Genomic DNA, 23007 nt, shown 5'->3' on the forward strand with positions numbered 1-23007 from the left:
TGCCAAGATAAAAAAGATTTAGAATTACCATAGGTTAAAACTATAAATATAATGTCTAAGATTATCGCGGTTCACTCATTTCGGGGCGGAACTGGTAAATCTAACTTAACAGCAAATTTAGCAGTAGCAGTCGCACTCCAAGGTAACCGAGTTGCAATTGTAGATACCGATCTCCAATCTCCCGGTATCCATGCCTTATTTAATATTAATGAGACAATTACAGGCAAAACTCTAAATGACTATTTGTGGAATCGCAGTTCTATAGCTGACACCGCATATGATGTTAGCTCTGATTTAGACATTGAGGGAAAAGGCAGGGTTTTCCTCATACCTTCAAGTATAAATGCTGATGAAATTGCCAGAATTCTCTGTGAAGGATACAACGTTAGTATTCTGAAAAGTGGATTCAGGCGGTTGATTGAAGAACTGCAATTGGACTATTTATTCATTGATACTCACCCCGGTCTGAGTCGAGAAACTTTGCTGTCTATCGCTATTTCTGACCTTTTAATGGTCATTTTACGTCCAGACCGTCAGGACTTTCAAGGAACTGCTGTGACTGTTAATGTTGCCCGCCAGCTGAAAGTCCAGATGATGATGGTTATCAACAAAACACCAAATCGCATGAACTTTTCAGAACTACAACAAAAAGTAGAAAAAACTTATAATGTCCCTATTGCAGCTATATTTCCACTTTCGGAAGATATGGCGCAACTAGGCAGCAGTGGACTCTTTTGTTTGGAATATCCGAATCATCCCTTAAGTCAAATGCTTCAACAGGTTGCAAAAAAAGTATTGATTAACAAACAGTAACCAGTAACCCGTCCTCTCGTTCCCAGGCTCCACCTAAGAACGAGGCGAATGACAAATGACAAATGACAAATGACCAAAAAAGTGAAGTGAAACAAATGACAGGAAGTGTTAAAGAGCAAACAATTAACTTTGAAACCGCCTTAAAGCTGGCAGATGCTGCAGTCTTTGCTAAGACTCAAAGACATCTGAGAAATATTGAAGTAGCCGTACTGCGGGGGGCTTTGCTAGGTCAAAAATATGACCAAATTGCAGTGGATTGTAGCTATGCTCCTGAATACATTAAGCATGATGTGGGACCGAAATTGTGGCAGATTCTTTCATCTAGCCTTGGGGAAAAAGTCAATAAAAATAATTTGATGGCAGTATTGGCACAAAGAACTTTTTATGAACAGGAGAAAGACCAAGACGAAAGGGAAGAATTTATCTTGTCCTCCTTGTCTTCTTCTACTGTTCCATCTCGTAGTGTTCAATCTCCGGAATTGGAGTCCCTAGTAGGGCTGGTGCCATTGAATTCTCATCTTTATATGGAGCGTCCTTCCGTAGAATCTCGCTGCTATGAAGAAATTAGCAGACCAGGAGCACTGATTCGCATTAAAGCACCAAGTCAAATGGGTAAGACTTCGTTGATGGTAAGAATTTTAGCTTATGCCAAACAACAGTGTTCTGCTCGTGGTAATAATATGGCAGTACGGACGGTGGCGCTTAGCTTGCAGCGAGCAGAACGTTGTATTTTTAATGATTTAGATAAATTCTTACGTTGGTTCTGCGCTTCTGTGACTCGGAAGTTGCAGTTACCACATCGAGTAGAGGATTACTGGAGTGAAACTTTTGGCTGTAAAAGTAACTGTACCGCTTATTTTGAAGACTGTTTGCTACCAGAGATTAATGGTGTTTTGGTATTGGCGTTAGATCAAGTTGATGAAGTGTTTTTACACCCAGAAATTGTTGATGATTTCTTTACGCTGTTGCGCTCGTGGTATGAAGAAGCGGCTTATGGGGATAGTGGCAATCCTCTGTGGCAAAATCTTCGGCTGGTGATTGTCCATTCTACAGAAGTTTATATTCCGTTGGATATCAATAAGTCTCCGTTTAATGTTGGTTTGGCAATAGAGTTGCAGGCATTTACACCCCTGCAAGTGTTGGATTTATCCCAACGTTATGGGCTTCATTTATCTGAGGATGAATTATCAGAACTTATGCAGCTTGTGGCAGGACATCCGTATCTCCTACAGCAAGCATTGTATTATATAACACAACAAGACTTGACTTTGAAACAGTTAATCCAAACGGCTGCAACAAATGCGGGTATTTATTGCAATCACCTCCACCGACATTTACGAAGTCTACAAGAACATCCTCAATTAGCAGCTGCTTACGAGCAGGCGATCGCATCACCAACACCTGTAGAAATAGAGCAATTAAGTGCGTTTAAGCTACATAGCATGGGGTTAGTCAAGCTGCATGGAAATCTGGTTATGCCTAGCTGTGAGCTTTATCGACGGTATTTTAGCAAGCATCTAGACTCATGATACGATCTCCGGTTAAACAATTATGATTAACCTCACGCTCAATTATGCAGTCACTAAAACAACTAGCCAAAAAGCTGAAACTGCTAAGTCTCAAGATAAACCGACAAACTGGATAGCTGCTGGCGCGATCGTCACTCTTTGGGTATTGTTTGGAGTTTTAATTGTGCATGATTTTTAATGACGCTATTATATCGCTCCTGTACAACCAGGCGGTCTTGTTCATCAGGCAATGCCTGGATCGCACTTTGCAAAATCATGCTCGCATGACGCTGTAGAACTGTTTGGTATTTAGAATTGTCAGTATATGCAGCGATCGCAGCAAGTGCTTCTATAAGACGAATCGTCACTGCTGTATCGGATCGCCCATACTGCCGAATTTCATTAAACGCACTCTCAACCAACTCCTCAAAAGTTATCGATTCAACAATTACACGCAGATTGTTATCTTTATCGTAGCGGTAGCGTGAAGGAAAATCCCGTTGAACTAGATTGCATAGTCCGGCGCATAATCGATCGATACACCGAATTGCAGTAAACGGATCGTTGACAGCAGGAGACATGGCACGTAGGGCTATTTCTACCAACTGATTGATAGGGAACTCCACATCCTGCTGTTCGGTACGCTCATTACCCAAAATAAAAGCATCATTGATTTGTTTCTGTAAAGACCTGCTGTCATGGCGCGTCTTGACGTTATTTAACCGTTCTTCAGGAAGAACCATGACCAAATTGCTGCCTTGAACGACAAACTTTCCCGGTCGAGTTTTGAGATGTAATAGCAAATTGTACTTCCGGGCAATCTGCATCAATTTTTCGTCATCAATGATTTGCAAGTAACCCGTGCTATTTGCTCTAATAGGGCAAGCTTGGTTCTCAAAAGAAACTGGAATTTCTGCAACGAGTTGCCTCTGTTCTGGTTCACCGTGTCCAATTTTCTCTGGAAATAAGCGCTTAATAGCTTTGTCTAAATCATCGCTAACACTTCGGATGACGTGAGATGCTTGAATTATAGTAGAAGCATGATGTATAAAATAAATCAAAACGGCAATACCAACAATTGCTAACACGATACCGACTGTAACTGAAAGTTGCGGCACAAATTGGCTGTATCCATCTCCTTCGCCATGAATTGTCCGCAATACGAGCAAGCAGTAGATGAATGTACCAATGAAAGTTCCAAGTACAATTTGATTACCAGTATCTTGCATAAAATTACGCAAGAGCCGAGGTCCAAAGTTGGAAGCAGCAAGCTGAAGCGCTACAATTGTAATCGAAAAGGCTGTAGCAGAAATGCTAATCATCGAACCCGCAACTGCTTCCAAAAGCGATCGCGCACCATCAGCACCACCAGTGTAGATCCACCACCATTGCTCAATCGCTGTTTGACCTGTACGGTCAAAGGTTAGCATTGTAAACGCCAAGGCTATTGCCCCCACCGCCATAACTGCTGGTATAAACCAGTAGCTGGAGTGGAGCGCATCCCACAGCTTGCTCAATTTAACGTTTCTCATTCTTCGTTGTTAGCAGTTTTTGAAAAGATTAAGTCAATGACTGATAAGCACGATAGTTCCAAGATAAACGCAAATAGTGCAAAACTTGTGGACGTATCTTGAGTTTTTACCGACTCATTTAAATTTCTTCCTCTCCCTCCGAAGCTTGGTAAAGCTTATCCGCTATTTGTTCATCTGCGATTGCACCTTGCATTTCTCCCAAATGACGGCGGGCTTGACTGCGAAGTACATAAGCTTTGGGTTGTTTTGAATCAATTTTTAGAGCAGAGTTTGCATCGGCGATCGCCGCCTTATAATCTTTTAACAGCAGGTAAACCTGTCCCCGTTCGAGATAAGCCAAGAAATTGTTGGGATTTAATTTGATAACTGTCGTGTAATCAGCAACCGCACCTTTATAATCCCCCGATAAATTACGTACTTGCGCCCTTCTGCGATAAGTTCGCCTATCGTTAGGATTTAAGCTTAGTATCCAATCGTAATCCTGAATCGCACTTTTGTAATTTTGCACACTTAAATGAAAATTAGCCCGAGTGAGACGATGGGGAACATTATTGGGGTTTAGCTGCACAACCCGGTCATAATCTGCAATGGCTCCTTTATAGTCCTGCATAGTGCGACGTGCTTGTGCTCGCCTAATATAAGCATGGGTATTGTTGGGATTTAAACGCAACGCTTCAGTTGCACGCTCAATTTCTTGTTGTTTGACCTCAACTGCACGTTTTCTGATTGTTTCCGGTGCTTCAAACAAAGAAACTGTTGCCATAAACCAATTGGGCGCGAGCGCACTCAAACTCCCAGCAATCCCCCCAAGTAAGCTACCACAATAAACAAGGGAAAGAAAGAAAACCGTTGTCCACCTAGCATGAGATTCATAGTGGCGCTCAATGAGATTTTTTGCCAAAACATATCTTGTATTAAAAGGTAAATTTCCATAACCCAAGTGCTTTAACTTATGGAAAATAGAATGCAAAAGGCTTTCTGGGTTTGTAGGTTTTTGTTGCTTCAGTTCTTGTTGCAACTGAGAGTTTACTTTGGCAGTCCTAAAGTTCGATGGAATGCTAAAAAGAACTATCAGAACTAATAAGAAAAATCCCGGTTGAGATATTGCTAGTAGTCCCAAAATGACTGTACCAGAAATCTTAAAGAGGACATCAGTATAAGGCAATCGAGAAAATAGCAATAAATTGGCAATTTGACCTCCATCTAAAGGGTAGACAGGAAGTAAATTAAATAAATTCAAACCAATCAACATCCAAACAGCTTCTGTTACCCAACTCGAGTAACCACCGTTGCGAGAAGCGATCGCCAATCCTACACCCAGAATTAATCCTGGTAATGGACCTGCAAGGGAAACCCAAAATTTTTGAGCAAGTGTAGCATCATCTTTACGAGCGGTAGCGACTGCACCCAAAAAAGGTAGAAACAACATAGATGCGTCTTGATAGCCAAAAAGTTTCATTGCCAACAAGTGTCCACCTTCGTGAAACAACAGAACCGCTATAAAAATGATTAAGCTTTGAGCAGCAAATAACTTAGTATAACTAGCAATAAACAAACACAAGCTCCCTAATAGCAACCAGGTGCGTAATTTACCTCCTAAAAGTCCTTGTTGCTGAGACTCCATCCATTGAAATTGCTCTACTTCAAGCTCTACAGGAATTTCGACTTGAAGAGCGCTATTTGTTTTAGCTTGTTGTTTGCGTTGCGCGACCAAACTTGATGCCTTGTTAGCACCCTGTACGGTCTTTTGTGTCATTTTTAAAGCTACTAGCCAATGCAATTGAAATAAATCTGAACCGGGAATAGGTAAGATTTCTTTTTTCTTAAGCAAACACTCTACGTAGTTGGTGATGTATTTTTGAAGAGCCTTAGCAAAAGTTTCAGGCATTAAACCCCAAGGTTGTACCTTAGTCGCTAACTGATTTAATTTATTTTCATGAGTTTGCCATTGAATGAAAGTTTGAGTTGTATATGCATCTTGAATAATGACATTGGAAGTGTTGCCAAGAACGCTATACCCCTTACCATTCATCGTTACAAGTAAGGTTTCGTCTCGAAAGAAGGTGAAAAACTCAATATCAAATATATTGACGGTTTCAGCTGGACGGCGAATGCTAACTATGGCGTAGGTTTTATATGCTTTGTGATAAAGTAAAAGCTCGTAAGTTGTAGGGGGATGGAGTCTAAGCATTGCTTGAACCAGCAAATAGCTACATGGTTGAAACCCAAATTCCTCTAATTCTTTAATTGAAGCCTGAAATAGCTTTTTGCGGTACGTTGGTACTGCGTTAGCATTTTCAAGCTGGTACTTTGGGTATTGGAGCCTTGACTTACAAAGTTGTAAAAAGGTGATGAAGTACGTAAGAACAATCAGCAGGACATAGAGAGCGATGGGGTAGAGCAAGTATTGCATAGCAACCTGAGAGCTTAAACTATACTCAGTATTCCCAAATTACAACCCAGAAATTCAGTGTCGTAGAATTGCTGGAAAAAACGAAGATATTCTTACTCTACTGCTTTTACGACTACCGAGGCAACGTCAGACATCACTTTTTCACGAGCTTCTATAGGAGCTTTTGAACCAGCTACAAATACAGCGATCGCAACACGCTTCCCATTTGGTGAACTCACTATACCAACATCATTTGTAGCAGTACCGATTCCCAGAACATCAGGACCAGTACCAGTCTTATGTGCAATAGACCAATTATGAGGTAGCCCTGCTTTCAGCCGCTTTGCTCCAGTTGGTGAATCGGTCATTATTTTTAGTAATAAAGCAGTAGATTTTTGAGACAATAACTGATTGGATTGCAACTTAACCAAAAGGTCAACGATACCTTCAGGAGTAGCAGTATCTCGCGGATCGGCAAGATACTTTTCCAGAGCCGATTTTTTAACACTATCTGGAATCTTTCCTACAGCTTCAGACCATTTTTTTTTATCAGCTAATTCCGGACGGAACTTTGTCAGCCCCACACAATCAGACTGTAATTGCCGCTCCAATCTATCTACACGGACATCACGAATTTTCAGCTTACCTAAAATCGCATTAACTTGCTCGGTTCCACCCACCAATCGCACCAAAACGTCAGCAGCCGTATTATCACTAATTCCTACAGAACGTTCGAGCAGGTTTTGAACCGTAAATTGTTGGCTATTACCCTTGAACTCTTGAGTCATCGGACTCCATTCTGGTGCAAATTCCTGACGGGTAACAGTGACGGATTGGTTGAGCGCAAGCTTACCCTCATCCACTCGCTTCAAAACAGCGATCGCGATCGGAACTTTGTATACACTTTGCATGGGAAAGCGCTGCTTGCCATTGCGAAACCAACTTTTACCAGTCTTCAAGTCTAAAACCCCAATCCCAACATTACCTCGAGCGGCTGAGACATCAATACTGTTTAACGGTGTTGTCTTAATCTGTGCTGCTGTCGTGACAAAAGATTCTTGTGGTTGAAGTGGCAACAACATAGATACTAGCAGCATCACTGCTAACGAAAACAAAAAACGACGTACAAAAACTGAAAGCATCGCAATCTAACTTTATGAACAAATCTGTAAGTTAATTTTAAGTTTCCCCATATTATAATCAAGTGGGGCGACATTTAACGTAGTTGGCAGGTAGACTGAATATACTTTCAAAAGTAATTAAGTGTTAAAGCAAATTTGACAATGCGATCGCCACTCAAATCTCCAAGTCTCAAAACACGTTTAAGTTTACTGAAAAAGCTGATAGTTTACACATTAGGTGGCTTAGTAGGGTACGCATTTATTATGTTATTAAGATGGACATTTATACATATTGTTGCCAGCATACCATTTGCGCTTCTAGGAGCAATGATTGGATTTAAGCGGAAAAAAATGGTCATATTTATGGGAATTTTTATTCCTATTTACATGGTGCTGGGCATAGGATGGATGTATACAGAGCTCTATTAGATCGCATTTATGTTCATTTACTTGAAAACTACTGTAGTATAAGACAGCGCGGGGTGAGGTTAACGAAAAAGTATCGGAATCCATGTCACTGACCCCCGAATTTTATTCGGGGGCTTGTAAGAGGAAAACTCACCAATTTCTTAATGCGAGACTAAACCAGTGTCTAGCCTATGTCCTTGAGACAAACTGAGCCATTTGGGAGTGGTATCCCACAAGACGTTAAGAATGCCTCCCTAGTTTTTCACCTCTCTAATGTGCCAGTGGCGAAGGGAAATATACACCTAGAGATAGGACTTATCGTAAATGTTTGTTCCAGTAGTAGATAAAAATAACCGACCCCTCATGCCAACGACCCCTTCAAGGGCTAAACGTTGGATAAAGTCGGGTAAAGCTACGCCATTCTTCCGCAAAGGGGTGTTTTGCGTTCGACTTAACACCGAACCAAGTAACCGGAATTACCAACCGATTGCAATTGGAGTAGACCCAGGCAGCAAACGTGAAGGGTTTACCGTAAAGTCTAAATCGCACACCTACCTAAACGTACAAACTCACGCAGTTGATTGGGTAAAAGACCATATAGAGACACGTCGGAATATGCGGCGTGCTAGACGGTTTCGCAAAACGCCTTGTCGCCAGAATCGCCAGAATCGATTAGTCAACAAGGAACGATTAGCACCGTCAACTAAAGCTCGTTGGCAATGGAAGCTTCGTATCTGTAAGTGGCTAGAATCCATGTTTGGCGTCACAACTTTTGTTGTTGAAGACATAAAAGCTAAAACACGGAAAAACGGACGCAAGTGGAATTCCATGTTTTCGCCTTTAGAAGTTGGCAAAGAATGGTTTTATTCGGAATTGCGTCAAATCACAAATCTAGAAATCCGTTCGGGAAATGAAACTTACGAAATGCGGCAAGAATTGGGCTTAAAGAAATCTAAAAACAAACTATCTAATAAGTTTGAATCCCACTGCGTTGATTCATGGGTTTTAGCCAACTGGTACGTTGGCGGTCACCTGATTCCTGATAACACCAAACTTATTGAAGTTATCCCTTTGGAATTTCATCGCCGTCAACTGCACAGACTACAGCATCAATCGGGAGGGACTCGACCTCGCTATGGTGGAACAATCAGTGCTGGTTTTAAACGTGGTTCAATTGTCAAGCACTCCAAACATGGGGTTTGCTACGTTGGTGGTTGGCAAGAATCGCCAACTAAAAAAGAGCCAAACAGGAAGACAATTAGCTTGCACAGTTTAACCACTGGCAAGCGGTTAACTCAAAACGCAAATCCCAATGATTGCAAATTTAAATCTTACGGCTCGTGGCGCATTGTCACTGCGGATAAATCCGCGTGAGTCGTGTTTCCTCCGCCAAATAGAATTTGGCGGTTTCCACACTCCCAGGAGTTTTTAGATGAATCAAGTTGTCATTGTTGGAGCAGGGCCAGCAGGTGCAACACTTGCACTCCTTATAGCAAAATGTGGCATATCAGTCAAGCTGATTGAAGCATCCCGTAACTTCCAAAGAGTCTTTCGCGGTGAAGGACTGATGCCCAGTGGGCTAGATGCCCTAGAACAGATGGAGCTACTAACCGTGCTAGAGTCCATTCCCCATCGCCCCCTGGATGGTTGGGAATTCTCCATCAATAACCGAACCCTATTTCGAGTGAATGAACCAATAGAACCAGGTGGTAAGCCTTGCACCCTCGTTTCACAGCCCGCCCTCCTCGAAAAATTAATTAATCTTGCCAGCACCTATCCCAATTTTGAGTTCGTGCAGGGTTCAACCGTCAGGGATTTACACTGGAGCGACAAACGAGTTTCTGGTGTAAAACTGGGTGACGATCGCTCGTTTTTTGCCGATGTAGTTATTGGAGCAGATGGTCGTAATTCCATTGTTCGTAGTTGTGCCAACTTGCATTTAGAGCAACAATCTCAAAGCTTTGACATTCTGTGGTTTAAATTAGCAGATAGCCCGCGCTTTGAAACTGAAAATATCTTTTATTCAATTCTTAAAGACGAGAACGCATTTGGATTGTTCCGCTCCTCAGAAGGCAATCTCCAAGTAGGGTGGGCGCTTCACGAACGTGACTCTCTAGACTGGAAGCACGTCGATTGGTCTGTTATGCTTGCTTCCGCATCACCTCCATGGTTGGCAGAGCATTTCCAGCAAAATGCTCACTCTATCGAGCGACCGGTGTTGTTATCCGTTGTCGTTGGGCGCTGTCCGCGCTGGTATGCACCAGGATTACTCCTTTTAGGAGATGCAGCTCATCCCATGTCACCTATCCGCGCCCAAGGTATTAATATGGCGTTACGAGATGTAATTGTTACAGCCAATCATCTCGTTCCCCTGTTGCTTTCAGGAGCCGGATATGAAGCAATTGATGCAGTACTGCCACAGATTCAAGCCGAGCGAGAACCGGAGATTATCAGAGCACAAAAACTTCAAAGTGAGGAAGCATCTCTTGCGGAACGACTGGGGAAAAGCGCATTCCTAAGATGGGGTGCGAGTCAGTTTGCTCCTTTAATTCGCAATGGTGTTCGACAGTCTTGGCTCAAGCGACAGCGCGAATTGCGCCAAGGCGTCAGGCAGGTAAAATTAACTGTTTGAGGGAATGAAATCTGAAATTCACGTCCATTATAGGTAAGAATGATTCTGCCACTTTAAGATAAACTTGAAAAATGCGGAAACTTTTGGAAACGACCTCTAACCTTGCAATTCGTTATCTTGAGGAATTGCAAAGCCGTAATGTTGCTCCATCAGCAGAAGCGATCGCCAAGCTGACTCAGTTCGATGAACCACTACCGGAGGATTCTGCCGATCCAGAACTGGTTCTACAGTTGCTTGATGAAATTGGTTCCCCTGGAACGATGGCAATGGCGGGATCTCGTTTCTTTGGCTTCGTGACAGGAGGTTCTCTCCCTGTTACGCTAGCAGCAAATTGGTTAGCCGGAGCCTGGGATCAAAATTCCGGGCTGGCTCACATCACACCTGCAACTGCCTTTTTGGAACAGGTTGCTCTATACTGGCTTTTGGATTTATTACACTTGCCTCCTGAGTGTGGCGGAGCATTCGTTACGGGAGCAACTGTTGCCAACTTTACAGCGCTCGCGGCGGCTCGTCACGCTGTCCTCGAACACGTTGGTTGGAATATAGAAGCGGATGGGTTGTTTGGCGCACCCCCTATTACAGTCGTGGTTGGAGAAGAAGTGCATCCGAGTTTGCTCAAAGCATTGGGATTATTGGGATTGGGGCGCAATCGAGTGGTAAAAGTACCAGTGGACTCCCAAGGGCGAATGCGTCCGGAGGCGATCGCACCTGTGACAAGTCCTGCGATCGTTTGTACCCAAGTCGGAAACGTCAACACGGGTGCATGCGATCCCGTGGGGGACATTTGCGATCGCACACGTACACCGGGAGTGTGGGTACACGTTGATGGTGCGTTTGGACTTTGGGCAGCCGCATCTCCATCTTTAGCTTATCTGACATATGGTGTGGAAAAAGCTGACTCTTGGGCAACCGATGCTCATAAGTGGTTGAATGTTCCTTATGATAGCGGGCTGGCATTTGTTCGGAATGCGGATGTGTTAAGAGCGGCAATGGCAGTTAGTGCTTCATATTTACCAACTGTGAGCGATCGCCGCAATCCATCTGACTACACACCTGAATTTTCCAGACGCGCTCGTGGAGTTGAAGTTTGGGCAGCACTGCGATCGCTAGGTCGTTCTGGAGTCGCCGATCTCGTTGAACGTACTTGCCGTCATGCAAGACATTTTGCCAGAGAGATTCAAGCAGCTGGATATCAGATTCTCAACGATGTAGTCTTAAATCAAGTCTTGGTATCTTTTGGAGATGCAGAAACGACTCTTCGTGCGATCTCAGAGATTCAAGCAGATGGTACTTGTTGGTGTGGTAGTACTGTTTGGCAGGGACAAGCCGCAATGCGAATTAGCGTATCATCTTGGGCAACAACTGATGAAGATGTGGAGGGCAGCCTAGAGACTATATTGCGTATTGCTAAGAAATAGTATCAGAAACCAAACTTGTGCTATCAATCCTAGTCCCCAGTCCCCAATCCCCAATCGCTGCGATCGCAATTATTAAATTTTACAGAGCTTTTTTTCGTATTCAATCAAACTGTACGATCATTAGCTTTTGTACAGGGGCAAACATCAAGCACTACGCAAAATTACAGATTGTTAAAGGTACCCTTAAAGGTAATACCAGAAGAGGGTTTTTTCTGACACCTTAGAAAAAAGGTAGTCATGTAGCGTGAGTGCTGATAGTGCATAAGTTGATTTCACTGACACATATAAAAAAAAGACGGGAGTTTAGGAAGAACGAGCAATATTAACAACTTTAAACTACAAACCCTTCTAATTGGAAAACATAAACGAGGAGAAGATAATGCAAAACATTCCATTTCAGTTTAGTCATGGTGGTTATATCAAGCAAGAGGCTGTAACGAGGTCTGTTGAAGAAAGTCGCACGCGAGCGATCGATGTGGAAACAGATTTTGATTACCTTTTTCCAGAACTTGCTAAAGATCCAAACAGCCTACTCCCAGTTACAAATACCAAAGATGTGATTGCAAAGCTCAAGGCTTTGGGCGATGCAATGATTGACAGTACTGATTTCACTGAGCCTCCACCACAAGCACCAATTAGCTCAACCATACCTCCAGTTTTTACTTATTTCGGGCAATTTATCGACCATGACATCACCGCCAACACAGATCGCACCTCTGAAGATCTAAAAACTGACATTACCAAGGAGGATTTCAAACCTCTACCACCCAGTACTGTCATTGAAAAACTCAAAAATTTGCGCCGACCCACATTCGATCTTGATAGTGTTTATGGTGATGGTCCAACCCTAGATCCCAACTTCCCCACGGAAGCAAAGAGTTTTTATCAAGAAAACGACCCAGTTAAACTGAAAGTGGGTCAAGCTACTGATAGTCCTGATATACCTGGAGTTAAAATTCCACCAGAAGGCGATTTGATGCGCGATCTCCCACGTGATGAGAACAAGAGAGCTATCATTGGTGATAGTCGCAACGATGAGAATCTGATTGTGGCACAACTCCATGTTGCTTTTCTACGGTTCCACAATGCAGTTGTAGATTGGGTACGGGCTAACGAACCTAAAAATGCCGGAGACAACATAACTTTGTTTAAACGGGCGCAACAGTTAGTTCGCTGGCACTACCAGTGGCTGGTTATCAATGATTTTCTGAAAACATTAACAGTCAAAGGAACAGTAGATAGTATCCTGACAGGGGGTCTGAAATTTTATAAACTCCGGAATGGAGAACTCTTTATGCCCCTTGAATTCTCCGTTGCAGCTTATCGCTTTGGGCATAGTTTGATACGTGGTGCCTATGACCACAACCGTAATTTTACAGACAGACCATTAACTCCACAACCCATAACTAATGCAACTTTCAATCTCCTCTTTCTCTTTACAGGTAAAGGAGGTTTAGGAGGTACTTCCACTCTCCCCTTTAACTGGATTATTGAATGGAACCGCTTTGCTGACAAAGGAAGAGCATCTATAAGAGGCAGAAATTCGGCACGCAGGATTGACACGCGTTTGACAAAGTTTTTGTCAGAGATGGATAATGAGATCGATCAAAGCAACACTCAGGCAATTAACGACCTTCTCAAGCATCTTGCCAAGCGAAACCTGCTGCGTGGATACTTGCTCAGTATTCCCACCGGGCAGAGCTTAGCTGATAAACTAGGTGTCAAAAGATTGACAGCCGAAGAACTTCAGCGTCGCAATTCCACACAAATGAATCAAGCCCTTGCACCTTTTCTAGAAAAGACTCCAGCATGGTATTACATTCTTAAAGAGTCAGAAATTCGTGCCAACGGCGACTCCTTAGGTGAAGTTGGCAGCCGCATTGTCGCTGAAACCTTCATTGGTTTGATGAAAAACGATCCATTCTCCTACCTTAACAAAGATTGGAACCCATCCCAAGGTGTCAAGCTACCAAATGGTAAAGAAATTCGCGAGATTGGCGATTTTTTGAAGTTCGCTGGAGTCATGCTTTAATCAGTGAGCAGTGAGCAGTAAGCAGTGACCAACAAAATTACTCCCGTCCCGCTCTAAAATTACCGATTTGCTTTTCCTCTTTCTTTGTGCTCTTTGCGTCTTTGCGGTTCATTTAAATAGGTCATCTTCGGGCGGAAAGGGAGTAATAATAAAGGGGTGGGACAATAAAATTCCACCCTTATATTTTTCTATTAGACATCTCCAGAAATGAAGTACCGACCCTAAATGTACAGGACTTTTATCTTCTTTTTTGGAGATGCCTATTAAAAATCCAAAATCCAAAATCCAAAATCCAAAATCCAAAATCCAAAATCCAAAATCCAAAATCCAAAATCTAATCATCCACTTCTTTCTGTGACTCAACGGGAAGCACTATAGGCGGATTGGCATCGTCTTGAGATTGATAAGTTGGCGTATCAGCACTTGGAAGAACCACTTTCAATGCTTGCTTGACTACTTTCAACGTCACTGGGACTTCCCCAATTTGATTCCCATCTATATGAACGGGTAGTTTGGCGTTTGAGGAGAGACGAACCGATGCAACTTGGTAAGTCTCAATTTTGGGGTTGTAGTTGTACTGTCCCCGACTGATTGACCAAAAATGACGCACCAGTTCCCACTTACTAAACTGACGGTAAATAGTGACTGTTAGCAAACCGTCATCTACGATCGCATTTGGTGCAACCATAAATGCCGCACCATAGTAAGGTGTATTTGCAATCACAACTAACAAAGCTTTAGTCTGAAATTCTTTGAGACTAGCTATTTTTCGTCTTAAAAATCTTGGGCTTGGTATTGGGTGAGTCCTAGCTTGGGCGATGGGACGATCTAACTCAATCTTCAGGGCTTGCGGTTGATAACCCATTGCCAAGCGAAAAGCTTGAAGCATCCGTCCCCACCTTCCACCCTTGATTTCTTCGCCAATAGGAAATAGAGTTGCATCTAGCCCTACCCCAGCTGCTTCTAAAAAGAAGTGCTTGTCATTGGCTTGTCCAACATCAATACTCTTAATTTGCCCCCGACCCAATACTTGACAGGCTTGGAGAAAATCCATTGGTAAATTCAGGGTTCGAGCAATATTATTATAAGTACCAATTGGTATAATTCCCAGTGGAATTGGGGCATGAAGCAAACCTTTTGCAACTTCACTGACTGTACCGTCACCGCCCCCCACGATGACCATATCATAGTAACCTTCTTCAACAACTCGTTGGGCAATTACCGCCGGCGACTCATCAGGCTTGGTAAATGCTAAGTCAGCCCGAATGCCTTCTGCCTCTAGTGCCGCCAAAATATCTGGCAATTTCAAGGGATTAGGCTCATCAGTTCCAGACACCGGATTCATAATTAGACGTGCGTGTTTCATTTGCCCAACTCCAGGGTGCTGTGAGATAACCCCTACAGACAATTCTAGCAATTCTAGCCCATCGGCTAATAAACTCTTGACTCCCGATTTTCAAGCTAATATAAAGAAGATTTTTTGCATTTCACCTTTCCCATGCGTTATGGACACAAGCGAAAGTAAAATTAAATTAGACCAGTTTTTGAAGTTGATGGGTATAACATCCACTGGAGGGCAAGCAAAACTGATGATTCAGGGGGGCGAAGTCAAAGTGAATGGTTCAGTGGAAACCAGGCGGGGACGGCAATTAGTATCGGGTGATGAAGTGACGGTGGGAGGGCAAACGCTTAAAGTAGATTTGAATAATTCTTAGAGAAACTGCAAAAAACAAATTATCGTTTTTATTTATCAGTAAAAGTCCACACGCCATTCCAGTTTTTGGGGACTCCCCTTTGCTGTAATGTTTCGACTCGTTCTAAATAAAGCATTGCCGTCTTATCTGAAGGATGGATAGCCAGTACTTTTTCAAAATGTGTTTTTGCCAATTCTAACTCACTGTTTTTGTAGTACTCTAAACCCCGCTCAAATTCTGGTTGTGTTTGAAGTTTGAGCGCACGGATTTCTTCAATTTCTGCATCTAGGACTTCATAAACTGCGATCGCTTCCGTCCGTCCCTTCACAATCGCCCGATCCAAAAACCGAATGTGATACTTTTCGGGGGTACTCAGATGATGTAGCGTTTGCTCTGATATTAACAAAGACACACCATAGAATTTCGTCAGCCCTTCCAAGCGAGCTGTTAGGTTAACATTGTCAGAAAAAGCATCTCCCTGCATCCGGTTTTCTTCACCCACCATACCCAACATCATATGCCCAACGTGAATGCCTATGCCTACCTGAAGGGGAAGGTAACCTTTCACTGCACGTTCCTTATTGTATTCGTGAACCCGTCGATGTTTGGCAACTCCCGCCGCCACTGCATCATCGGCTCCCTCAGGAAACACAGCCATCATGCCATCACCTAAAAATTTGACGATAATACCATAGTGAGAGCGAATTTCAGGGCTGACACGCTTGAGATATGCATTGACAAAATTAAAATTCTCCTGAGGTGTCATACCTTCAGAGATGGTTGTGAAAGAGCGAATGTCACTAAACATAACCGCCATGATTTTGCTGACATGATCGCCCAATTGCACATCTGTAATTGCTGATTTCCGCAAGAACCTAAGGTATTCGTGAGGTACAAATCGCCCGTAAGCTTTTAACAAAGACTCTAACTGAGCATTGGCACTGGTTAGCTCTTTTTCTCTTGCTTTAACAGTTTTTACCATGTTGGTAAAAACTCGTGCTAATTGTCCGAGTTCATCGCTTCGTTTAGTCACCTCTGCTAGAGTCTCTGCTTGAAAGGCATCTTTTTCTACATCACTAGCAGCAGATGTCACCTTATCCACCTGCTCGATATATGCTGCTTGACGTAAAATTTCAGCTTTAAAGAGGGCTTCTGCTTCCAATCGCTTGAGAAAATTCACGTAAGCTTTTGAGTGATAGCGGATGCGAGCAATCAACTCCATGCGATCGGGCAGTTTGACTAAATAATCATTTGCCCCCAGTTCAAATGCTTTGGCTTTAATAACAGGGTCTTCTTTACTAGACAGCACAATTAGGGGAATATTGCAAGTGGGTGCGTCTTTGGATCGCAGAAACTTTACCAACAGCAGCCCTTGCATTTGTGGCATGACTAAGTCTTGTAAAATGACAGTTGGTTGGCAATCTTTAGCGACTTTGATTGCTTGAGTTGGATCGCTACAGTAATGAAATACAATATCCTTTTCGGGAGCCAGCATTCGAGAAATGGCTTCACCGATGATGGATTGGTCGTCAATAAGTAATACGGTTATTTGCTCGTCCATTGGGGGATTTTGGATTAGGAGATTGCGGATTTTGGATTTTGGATTTTGGATTTTGGATTAGGAGATTGCGGATTTTGGATTTTGAATCAGGGTGGATGCGATCGCATCTGGGGATAAAATTTCGACGGCTGCATCTAACTCAACGGCTGCTTTAGGCATTCCATACACTACACAACTTGCTTTGTCTTGGGCAATAGTGTGCCAACCTCGTGTTTTTAAGGCACTTAAGCCAAGAGCACCGTCTCGTCCCATTCCAGTTAACAACACACCGATTCCTTTGCGCGTCCAGTGTTGAGCGAGACTTTTGAAGAATACATCAACCGATGGACGGTAAGGGTAATTCACGGGTTCTTTTGTGTAATTGAGGGTTAAGTCGGGCTTTAAATAAAGATGATCGTTTGTACCAGCAACGAGAACTGTTCCTGATTCCAAACGATCGCCTGCAACAGCCAATCTCACTGGTAATGCTGTTTGTTGGTTTAACCACTCTACAAATCCTGCTGAAAAATCGGCATCAACGTGTTGAACAATGGCGATCGCTGCATTAAAATTGGCTGGTAACTTTGACAAAATAGAGGCTAGTGCTTTAGGTCCGCCTGTTGATGACCCAATAGCAATCAAAGAGGTTGCAGACAGAAGATTGCTGCGCCGCTCTAATTGAGGAGAACGAACAGACGGCTTGGTGTTTGTCGGAGGTACTTTCAGGAGTTTGCGGATTCTAGAAATTTTAGTCAACAACTGGTTTGCAGTGCGATCGCTTTCTTGACCCAAAACAGGGGTATCAACTGCATCCAGTGCGCCATAACCCATGGCTTCGTATACTTTGGCGACGTTTTGCTCGGCGCTCACTGTCACAATTAGAACTGCACAGGAAAAGTTTTGCACGATTTGACGGGTTGCTTCTACCCCATCCATCACAGGCATCACCAAATCCATTAAGATTAAATCTGGTGGATCTTGTTTGCATTTGGCAACTGCTTCGGCTCCATCATGAGCTACCCAAATAATTTGATAATCGGAAACGGTCAGCAAGACTTTCCGGAGTGCTGCCACTGCAATGGCTAAGTCGTTAACGATAGCAATTTTCATAATTAACGACCTATTAAATCAACAACGGCATCAATCAAGGTATTATCATGAAAACTACTTTTTGTCAAGTAGTAATCTGCACCTGCTTCTAATCCCTGAATGCGGTCTTCCTCCCGGTCTCGGTAGGACGTACTACTAGATAGCGGAAACTTGGAGTATCTCGGAGTCAATCATAGTCAATCTGTCTCATCAAAGTTTCCAAGTATTCACTCACACTTTTATGAGCATCAATTGCTTTCTTATTAGAGTTTTTTCCAGGTGAGGGGTGTCAAGTTGCTTGGCTCCAATTCGGAGTTCGGAATTCGGAATTTTTATGTTTTTAATTCCGAATTCCGAATTCCGAATTATTTTGTCACCATTATTGAGTGTTGCTCAATGACCTTGTTCATGCAGGACTGGTTATTTCTTGTGATTTTTTGCCTTGACCTGTTGACATAATATAGAAGCTCATCGTAGTATCCTAAAAATAGGATAAAAGGTCGAAACAAAGCAATAACATTATGGCGCTAACACGTAAGAAAGGCTATTCAATTGAATCCAAAACAGCACGCTTTACATTGAAGCGTGATGGGATTGATTTGGATGAAACAAAAGAAGCTTTTAACGAATTGGTGTCATTTTACTTCGCTGTTGTTGCCACCCACCCAGAAGGCACAGTCAAAGTTAACGAATACTACAAGGTGTATGAGGGATTAACTTTAGGCGAAAAACCTCAATATCCTCTACCTTTCGATGCTCCATCTGTGTTTCGCCGTGCTGCTATTAAGAAAGCAATCGGTGCCTACAAGTCGTGGAAAACGCAATACGACAAGTGGTCAGTTCGACCACCACGACATAGATCCCATCGACCGCCAGTGCAGCCACGTTCTTTTAACTTCAACCCAGTATTTTATGCTGGTATGTGGAAAGAAGATACAGGCGATAGCATTATGCTCAAAGTTCGTAGAGATCGTGCCTGGATTTGGATGAAATTCCAATATCAAAGCTATGACTTTGGAGCGGAGTGGGTAAAAGCATCGCCAACTGTCACTTTAAAAGGTGGTCAGGCGTACTTAGACTTCACCATAGAAAAATATATACCAGCAACCGGAGGATTAAAAACTGTTATTGGGCAGTCAGATTTGCGTATCTGTTCTGTTGATTTAGATTTAGATGGTCACATCGCTACTTGCACCGTTCTAGAATGCAACGATAACGGGGTTGTGCATGAAATTAGCCGCATGACAGTTCCAGGTCATACAGCCCATGTCCGTCGTAGGAAGCGCACTCTGGGAAGAATTGCACGTAAGATGAACCAAACTGGCTCCGTTGACAAAGGTTTTGCCAGTACCATATTTGCCAAGATATCTCGCCGTGAGCGCAACGAGGGATTCAGAATTTCCAACGAGATTATCGAATTCGCTCACCGCCACGGTTGTCAAGTGATTGTCTTCGAGCATCTTGGCAATCTAAAACCCAAGCGTGGCAAGTATTCAAGGCGTTCTAATCAAAAGAGAGCCTATTGGCTTAAAGGTAAGATAGTTGATCACGTCCGCCGGATTGCGTATCAGCGTTATGTAATTCTTACCGCCAGAGTTAATCCGAAAAACACCTCAAGGCTTTGTGCTGTCAATGGTGTAGAAGTGTGGCGCGGCAACCATTATTTGCCAACTCTTCTAGAATTATGCCAGCCCTACGAGTATGGCGGAAAGTGTTTTGCCACCGTGACGGGGCAACGTGGAAGCTCGGCTTTGAACGCCGCACGTAATATTGGGTTGAGGTTTTTATCCCGTAGATTTGTTATGCCAGCACTCGCAGTCAAGAAGGCTGGCAACGTCCGAAAAGCCAAGTCTGTAAAGACTGGGTGTGATAGGGTTGCAAGCAAGGTCGGCGGCTAACCGTACCCCAACTCTATTACAGGTGTTGTGTAAACACCTCGTGGTTCTCTCCTACCATCCTACGCCTACCCGGTTGAATCTACGATTCTTGATTCTAGGTAGAGCGCTCACAGAGGAGAGCAGGAACGAAAAGTTATGGTTGACTCTGTTTGACTACACTTTTCGCTTACACATAATGATAACGGGCATAGAGTGCAAGCGAGGATGGTTCTTGATTTGCCGAACCAGTTCAATTCCATTCATGCGCGGCATATCAATATCGCTGATGACCAAGTCGTAATGATTGGTACGAACAGCGCTCCATCCTTCCATACCATTAACGGCAATATCCACTTGATAGCCGCGATTTTCTAATAACTTGCGCTCCATTTCTCGTACTGTGATGGAATCATCAACGACCAAAACTTTCTTACGCTTGTCTGCTATTTCTTCTGCTGCTACAACACCAACTTTGGTAAGCTGTCCCACATTCAGGATGGCATCCATCGATCGCACCATGTCCGACACATCCACAATCAGAACTGGTGAACCATCACTGAGTAAGGATGTGGCGCTGATATCGGGAACTTTCCCCAAGCGGGGGTCTAGAGGTCTGACAACCAAATCGTGTTCGCCGAGAAACTTATCTACGACCAATCCATAGGCATCATCGCGATCGCTAACCACAACCACCGAAAGCGCTCCAGATTTAGGTGGAGGTTCGCTAAGTTCTAGAATTTGATGGGCAGCAATCAAACCAATATTTTTCTGATTCATGGTAAAATATTGACGGTTTTCGACATCAGAAATATCAGAACGCTCCACCGTTATAATGTGGTCAATTCGAGCCAAGGGAATGGCATAAGGTCTTCCAGAAATTTCAACCAATAGCGTGCGAACAACAGAGAGTGTCAACGGTAATTGAAAGTGGAAACTTGTTCCCAATCCTTTTTGAGAAACAGCACGCACCGTTCCACCGACTTCCTGCGCCATACTCTTGGCAATATCCAACCCAACACCACGTCCGGAGATTTCCGTCACCTGCTTTGCTGTGGAAAATCCCGGTAAAAACAGGAACTCCATTAGCTCGCTAATTGAGAGTTGAGCTGCCATTTCAGATGTTGTGAGGTTTTTATTAATGACTTTCTGACGTAACTGCTCTGGATCTATACCTTTACCATCGTCAGCAATGGTAATTGCTAACATACCTCCTCGATGAAAAGCATCCAAACGGATCGTACCCGTACTTGGTTTTCCAGCAGCAGCCCGTTCCTCTGGAAGTTCAATCCCGTGATCCACAGCGTTCCGGAGAATGTGAGTTAGAGGTGCTTCCAGTTTTTTAAGAATGTCGCGATCGACTGATGTTGCTTTCCCAACAATTTCTAAATTCACCTGCTTGTTCAGCTTGCGTGCTAAGTCGCGAATCATACGTGGAAAACTCTGTACGCCATCAGCAAAGGGGCGCATGTGAGAAGTAATGACTTCTCGGTAGAGACGATCTGATAAGTTAGCAGTTCGTTGGGCATAAAGTTCGAGTTCGTTGAGGCGATCGCTCAAAAAATCAAGACATTCTTGCTCCCGGTGTCGCGCCTCCTCCAAGTACTCCTTCCCATCTTGTTGATATGCTCCTCTGTCAAGAGCATCTTGCAAATGTTCCAAAGTTCTAGAAAGTTCAACCAAACGCCATTTGAGAGACATCATAGAATCAGCATGAGGTTGCAACCAGTTTGCTTCAATCAATGATTCCCCAGCCAAACCCATGATGCGGTTCAAGTTTTCAGCACTAACCCGCACCACCCTGTCTTGAACAGCCATTTGTTCAGATGCAGAATTAGAAGGAGCAGACAATTCCGAACGCTCTTGAACCATCACTTGAGCTGGTGGTGGAGATTGGTTCACCACAACAAGGGCTAAATCGGGATTCAATTCAGGTTTAATTTCGCTTAAAGTACCCGGTAGAGATGAAACAGGGACAGGAGCGCTAGAAGATACAGAAGACAGAGAAGTTTCTTTCTCCTGTGTCAGTAAGGGTGCCGCTCCGGGATTTAAAATTGTCGCTACAGATGCTCGCATCCGTTCAAAAGCCACTTTATTATTAATCAACCATTGGGGTAAATCTGCATGACTCACCCGGCTAATGCCTTGCAATAAATCTACAGATTGGAGCAGTACATCCACTTGGTTGGAATCCAAAGCAATAGTTTTATTTTGTGCTGCAACAAAACAATCTTCCATGACATGAGCCAAGTTAACCACTGCATCCAGTGAAACGATTCGAGCAGATCCCTTAATCGAGTGAGCGGCTCGCATTAAAGTTTCCAATGCTTGTGCTGAGCGAGGGTTGCTTTCCAGTGCTAACAGCCCATCGTTCATAACAGCAATCTGCGCTTCTGCTTCCAATCGAAACAGATCCATCATAGAACCATCATCATCACCAGGCAGTACATTCACAGAACTAACTTCATCTGATTCTGGTAATTCTGGTAATTGTGGCAATTCTTGTAATTGTGGCAATTGTGGTACGGGCATCTCGCCCGTCATCTCATCCTTCAAAACATTCACATTCAATAAGATTGAAATAGCTTTCTGAGTCGTTGCTAAATCCCAAGAATAATCAGAGAGCCATTGTTGGAAATTTTTATCCGCCGCTTTGCTTATACTCAGGAGCAAATCGCTAGCATGAAGTAAAAGCTCGATTTGCTCTTCACCCAAAGTAACTGTTTTGTTCTGAGCAGCCAGAAAACATTGCTTCATAGCTTCCGCCAAATTAGAAGCCACTTCCAAGTCAACAAGTCGAGCAATTCCCCACACCGAATGGGCTGCTTGAGTTGCTTGTTCCAGTTCTGTCATAGAGAAAGGCTGTGTTCTCAGTACCCCAAGAGCTTCCCGAAAGGTTGTAACCTGAGTTTGGATCTCCTGACGAAACAGATCGATGATAGAGTATTCATTCA

At 43.4% G+C, this 23007-nt stretch carries 17 protein-coding genes; 9 read left to right on the top strand and 8 right to left on the bottom strand.

The genetic code is table 11. The features are described 5' to 3' along the window. Positions 1-51: 51 nt before the first annotated feature. The 3 genes from F7734_RS31780 to F7734_RS31790 all read left to right on the top strand — a co-directional run bounded on the left by F7734_RS31780 (position 52) and on the right by F7734_RS31790 (position 2520). Positions 52-813, top strand: coding sequence for a MinD/ParA family protein (locus F7734_RS31780; RefSeq protein WP_155748544.1), 762 nt, complete (start codon positions 52-54; stop codon positions 811-813). 95 nt (positions 814-908) lie between these two features. Beyond that, positions 909-2342 (top strand): AAA-like domain-containing protein, encoded by a 1434-nt coding sequence (locus F7734_RS31785; RefSeq protein WP_155748562.1) that lies wholly within the window; start codon positions 909-911, stop codon positions 2340-2342. 22 nt (positions 2343-2364) lie between these two features. Beyond that, on the top strand, positions 2365-2520 hold the full coding sequence (locus tag F7734_RS31790; RefSeq protein ID WP_155748545.1) for a hypothetical protein: 156 nt from the start codon (positions 2365-2367) through the stop codon (positions 2518-2520). Here F7734_RS31790 and F7734_RS31795 read toward each other — a convergent pair. The 3 genes from F7734_RS31795 to bla all read right to left on the bottom strand — a co-directional run bounded on the left by F7734_RS31795 (position 2474) and on the right by bla (position 7387). Next, positions 2474-3853, bottom strand: a complete 1380-nt coding sequence (locus F7734_RS31795; protein ID WP_155748546.1) for a DUF2254 domain-containing protein — start codon at positions 3851-3853, stop codon at positions 2474-2476. The two genes, F7734_RS31790 and F7734_RS31795, sit on opposite strands and share 47 nt — an antisense overlap. 118 nt (positions 3854-3971) lie before the next feature. After that, positions 3972-6266: a site-2 protease family protein gene (locus tag F7734_RS31800; protein WP_155748547.1), complete on the bottom strand. Its 2295-nt coding sequence runs from the start codon at positions 6264-6266 to the stop codon at positions 3972-3974. 92 nt (positions 6267-6358) lie between these two features. After that, entirely contained in the window at positions 6359-7387 is a 1029-nt protein-coding gene (gene bla / locus F7734_RS31805; RefSeq protein WP_155748548.1) for a class A beta-lactamase, read from the bottom strand. A gap of 711 nt (positions 7388-8098) precedes the next feature. Here bla and F7734_RS31810 point away from each other — a divergent pair. From F7734_RS31810 to F7734_RS31825, 4 genes are all read left to right on the top strand, one after another. Continuing rightward, positions 8099-9148, top strand: a complete 1050-nt coding sequence (locus F7734_RS31810; RefSeq protein WP_155748549.1) for an RRXRR domain-containing protein — start codon at positions 8099-8101, stop codon at positions 9146-9148. Positions 9149-9206: 58 nt separating this feature from the next. After that, positions 9207-10406, top strand: a complete 1200-nt coding sequence (locus tag F7734_RS31815; RefSeq protein ID WP_155748550.1) for an FAD-dependent monooxygenase — start codon at positions 9207-9209, stop codon at positions 10404-10406. Between the two features lie 71 nt (positions 10407-10477). Further along, entirely contained in the window at positions 10478-11824 is a 1347-nt protein-coding gene (locus tag F7734_RS31820; RefSeq protein WP_155748551.1) for a pyridoxal-dependent decarboxylase, read from the top strand. A 379-nt stretch (positions 11825-12203) separates the two neighbouring features. Beyond that, entirely contained in the window at positions 12204-13856 is a 1653-nt protein-coding gene (locus tag F7734_RS31825; protein WP_155748552.1) for a heme peroxidase family protein, read from the top strand. Between the two features lie 334 nt (positions 13857-14190). On the opposite strand, the gene F7734_RS31830 is transcribed toward F7734_RS31825, so the two are convergent. After that, complete coding sequence (locus F7734_RS31830) at positions 14191-15222, bottom strand: diacylglycerol kinase family protein (protein WP_243147198.1); 1032 nt, start codon at positions 15220-15222, stop codon at positions 14191-14193. 139 nt (positions 15223-15361) lie between these two features. On the opposite strand from F7734_RS31830, the gene F7734_RS31835 reads away from it, so the two are divergent. Then, positions 15362-15571 carry an RNA-binding S4 domain-containing protein gene (locus F7734_RS31835; RefSeq protein WP_155748553.1) on the top strand — a complete coding sequence of 70 codons (210 nt, stop codon included), beginning with the start codon at positions 15362-15364 and terminating at the stop codon, positions 15569-15571. Positions 15572-15599: 28 nt separating this feature from the next. Here F7734_RS31835 and F7734_RS31840 read toward each other — a convergent pair whose 3' ends face one another. Genes F7734_RS31840 through F7734_RS31850 form a run of 3 tightly spaced genes read right to left on the bottom strand, consistent with a single transcriptional unit; the run spans position 15600 to position 18370 of the window. Beyond that, entirely contained in the window at positions 15600-17111 is a 1512-nt protein-coding gene (locus tag F7734_RS31840; protein ID WP_155748554.1) for an adenylate/guanylate cyclase domain-containing protein, read from the bottom strand. Positions 17112-17168: 57 nt separating this feature from the next. After that, positions 17169-18200, bottom strand: coding sequence for a chemotaxis response regulator protein-glutamate methylesterase (locus tag F7734_RS31845; RefSeq protein WP_155748555.1), 1032 nt, complete (start codon positions 18198-18200; stop codon positions 17169-17171). 2 nt (positions 18201-18202) lie between these two features. Beyond that, a complete protein-coding gene (locus tag F7734_RS31850; protein WP_155748556.1) occupies positions 18203-18370 on the bottom strand; it encodes a hypothetical protein in 168 nt (55 codons plus the stop codon). Between the two features lie 330 nt (positions 18371-18700). Between F7734_RS31850 and F7734_RS31855 the strand changes: the two genes are divergently transcribed. Further along, on the top strand, positions 18701-20077 hold the full coding sequence (locus tag F7734_RS31855; RefSeq protein ID WP_155748557.1) for a hypothetical protein: 1377 nt from the start codon (positions 18701-18703) through the stop codon (positions 20075-20077). A gap of 153 nt (positions 20078-20230) precedes the next feature. On the opposite strand, the gene F7734_RS31860 is transcribed toward F7734_RS31855, so the two are convergent. Continuing rightward, positions 20231-23007: hybrid sensor histidine kinase/response regulator (locus F7734_RS31860; RefSeq protein ID WP_155748558.1), on the bottom strand; the 2777-nt coding region annotated here is incomplete at its 5' end.

It is taken from the genome of Scytonema sp. UIC 10036, assembly GCF_009725235.1.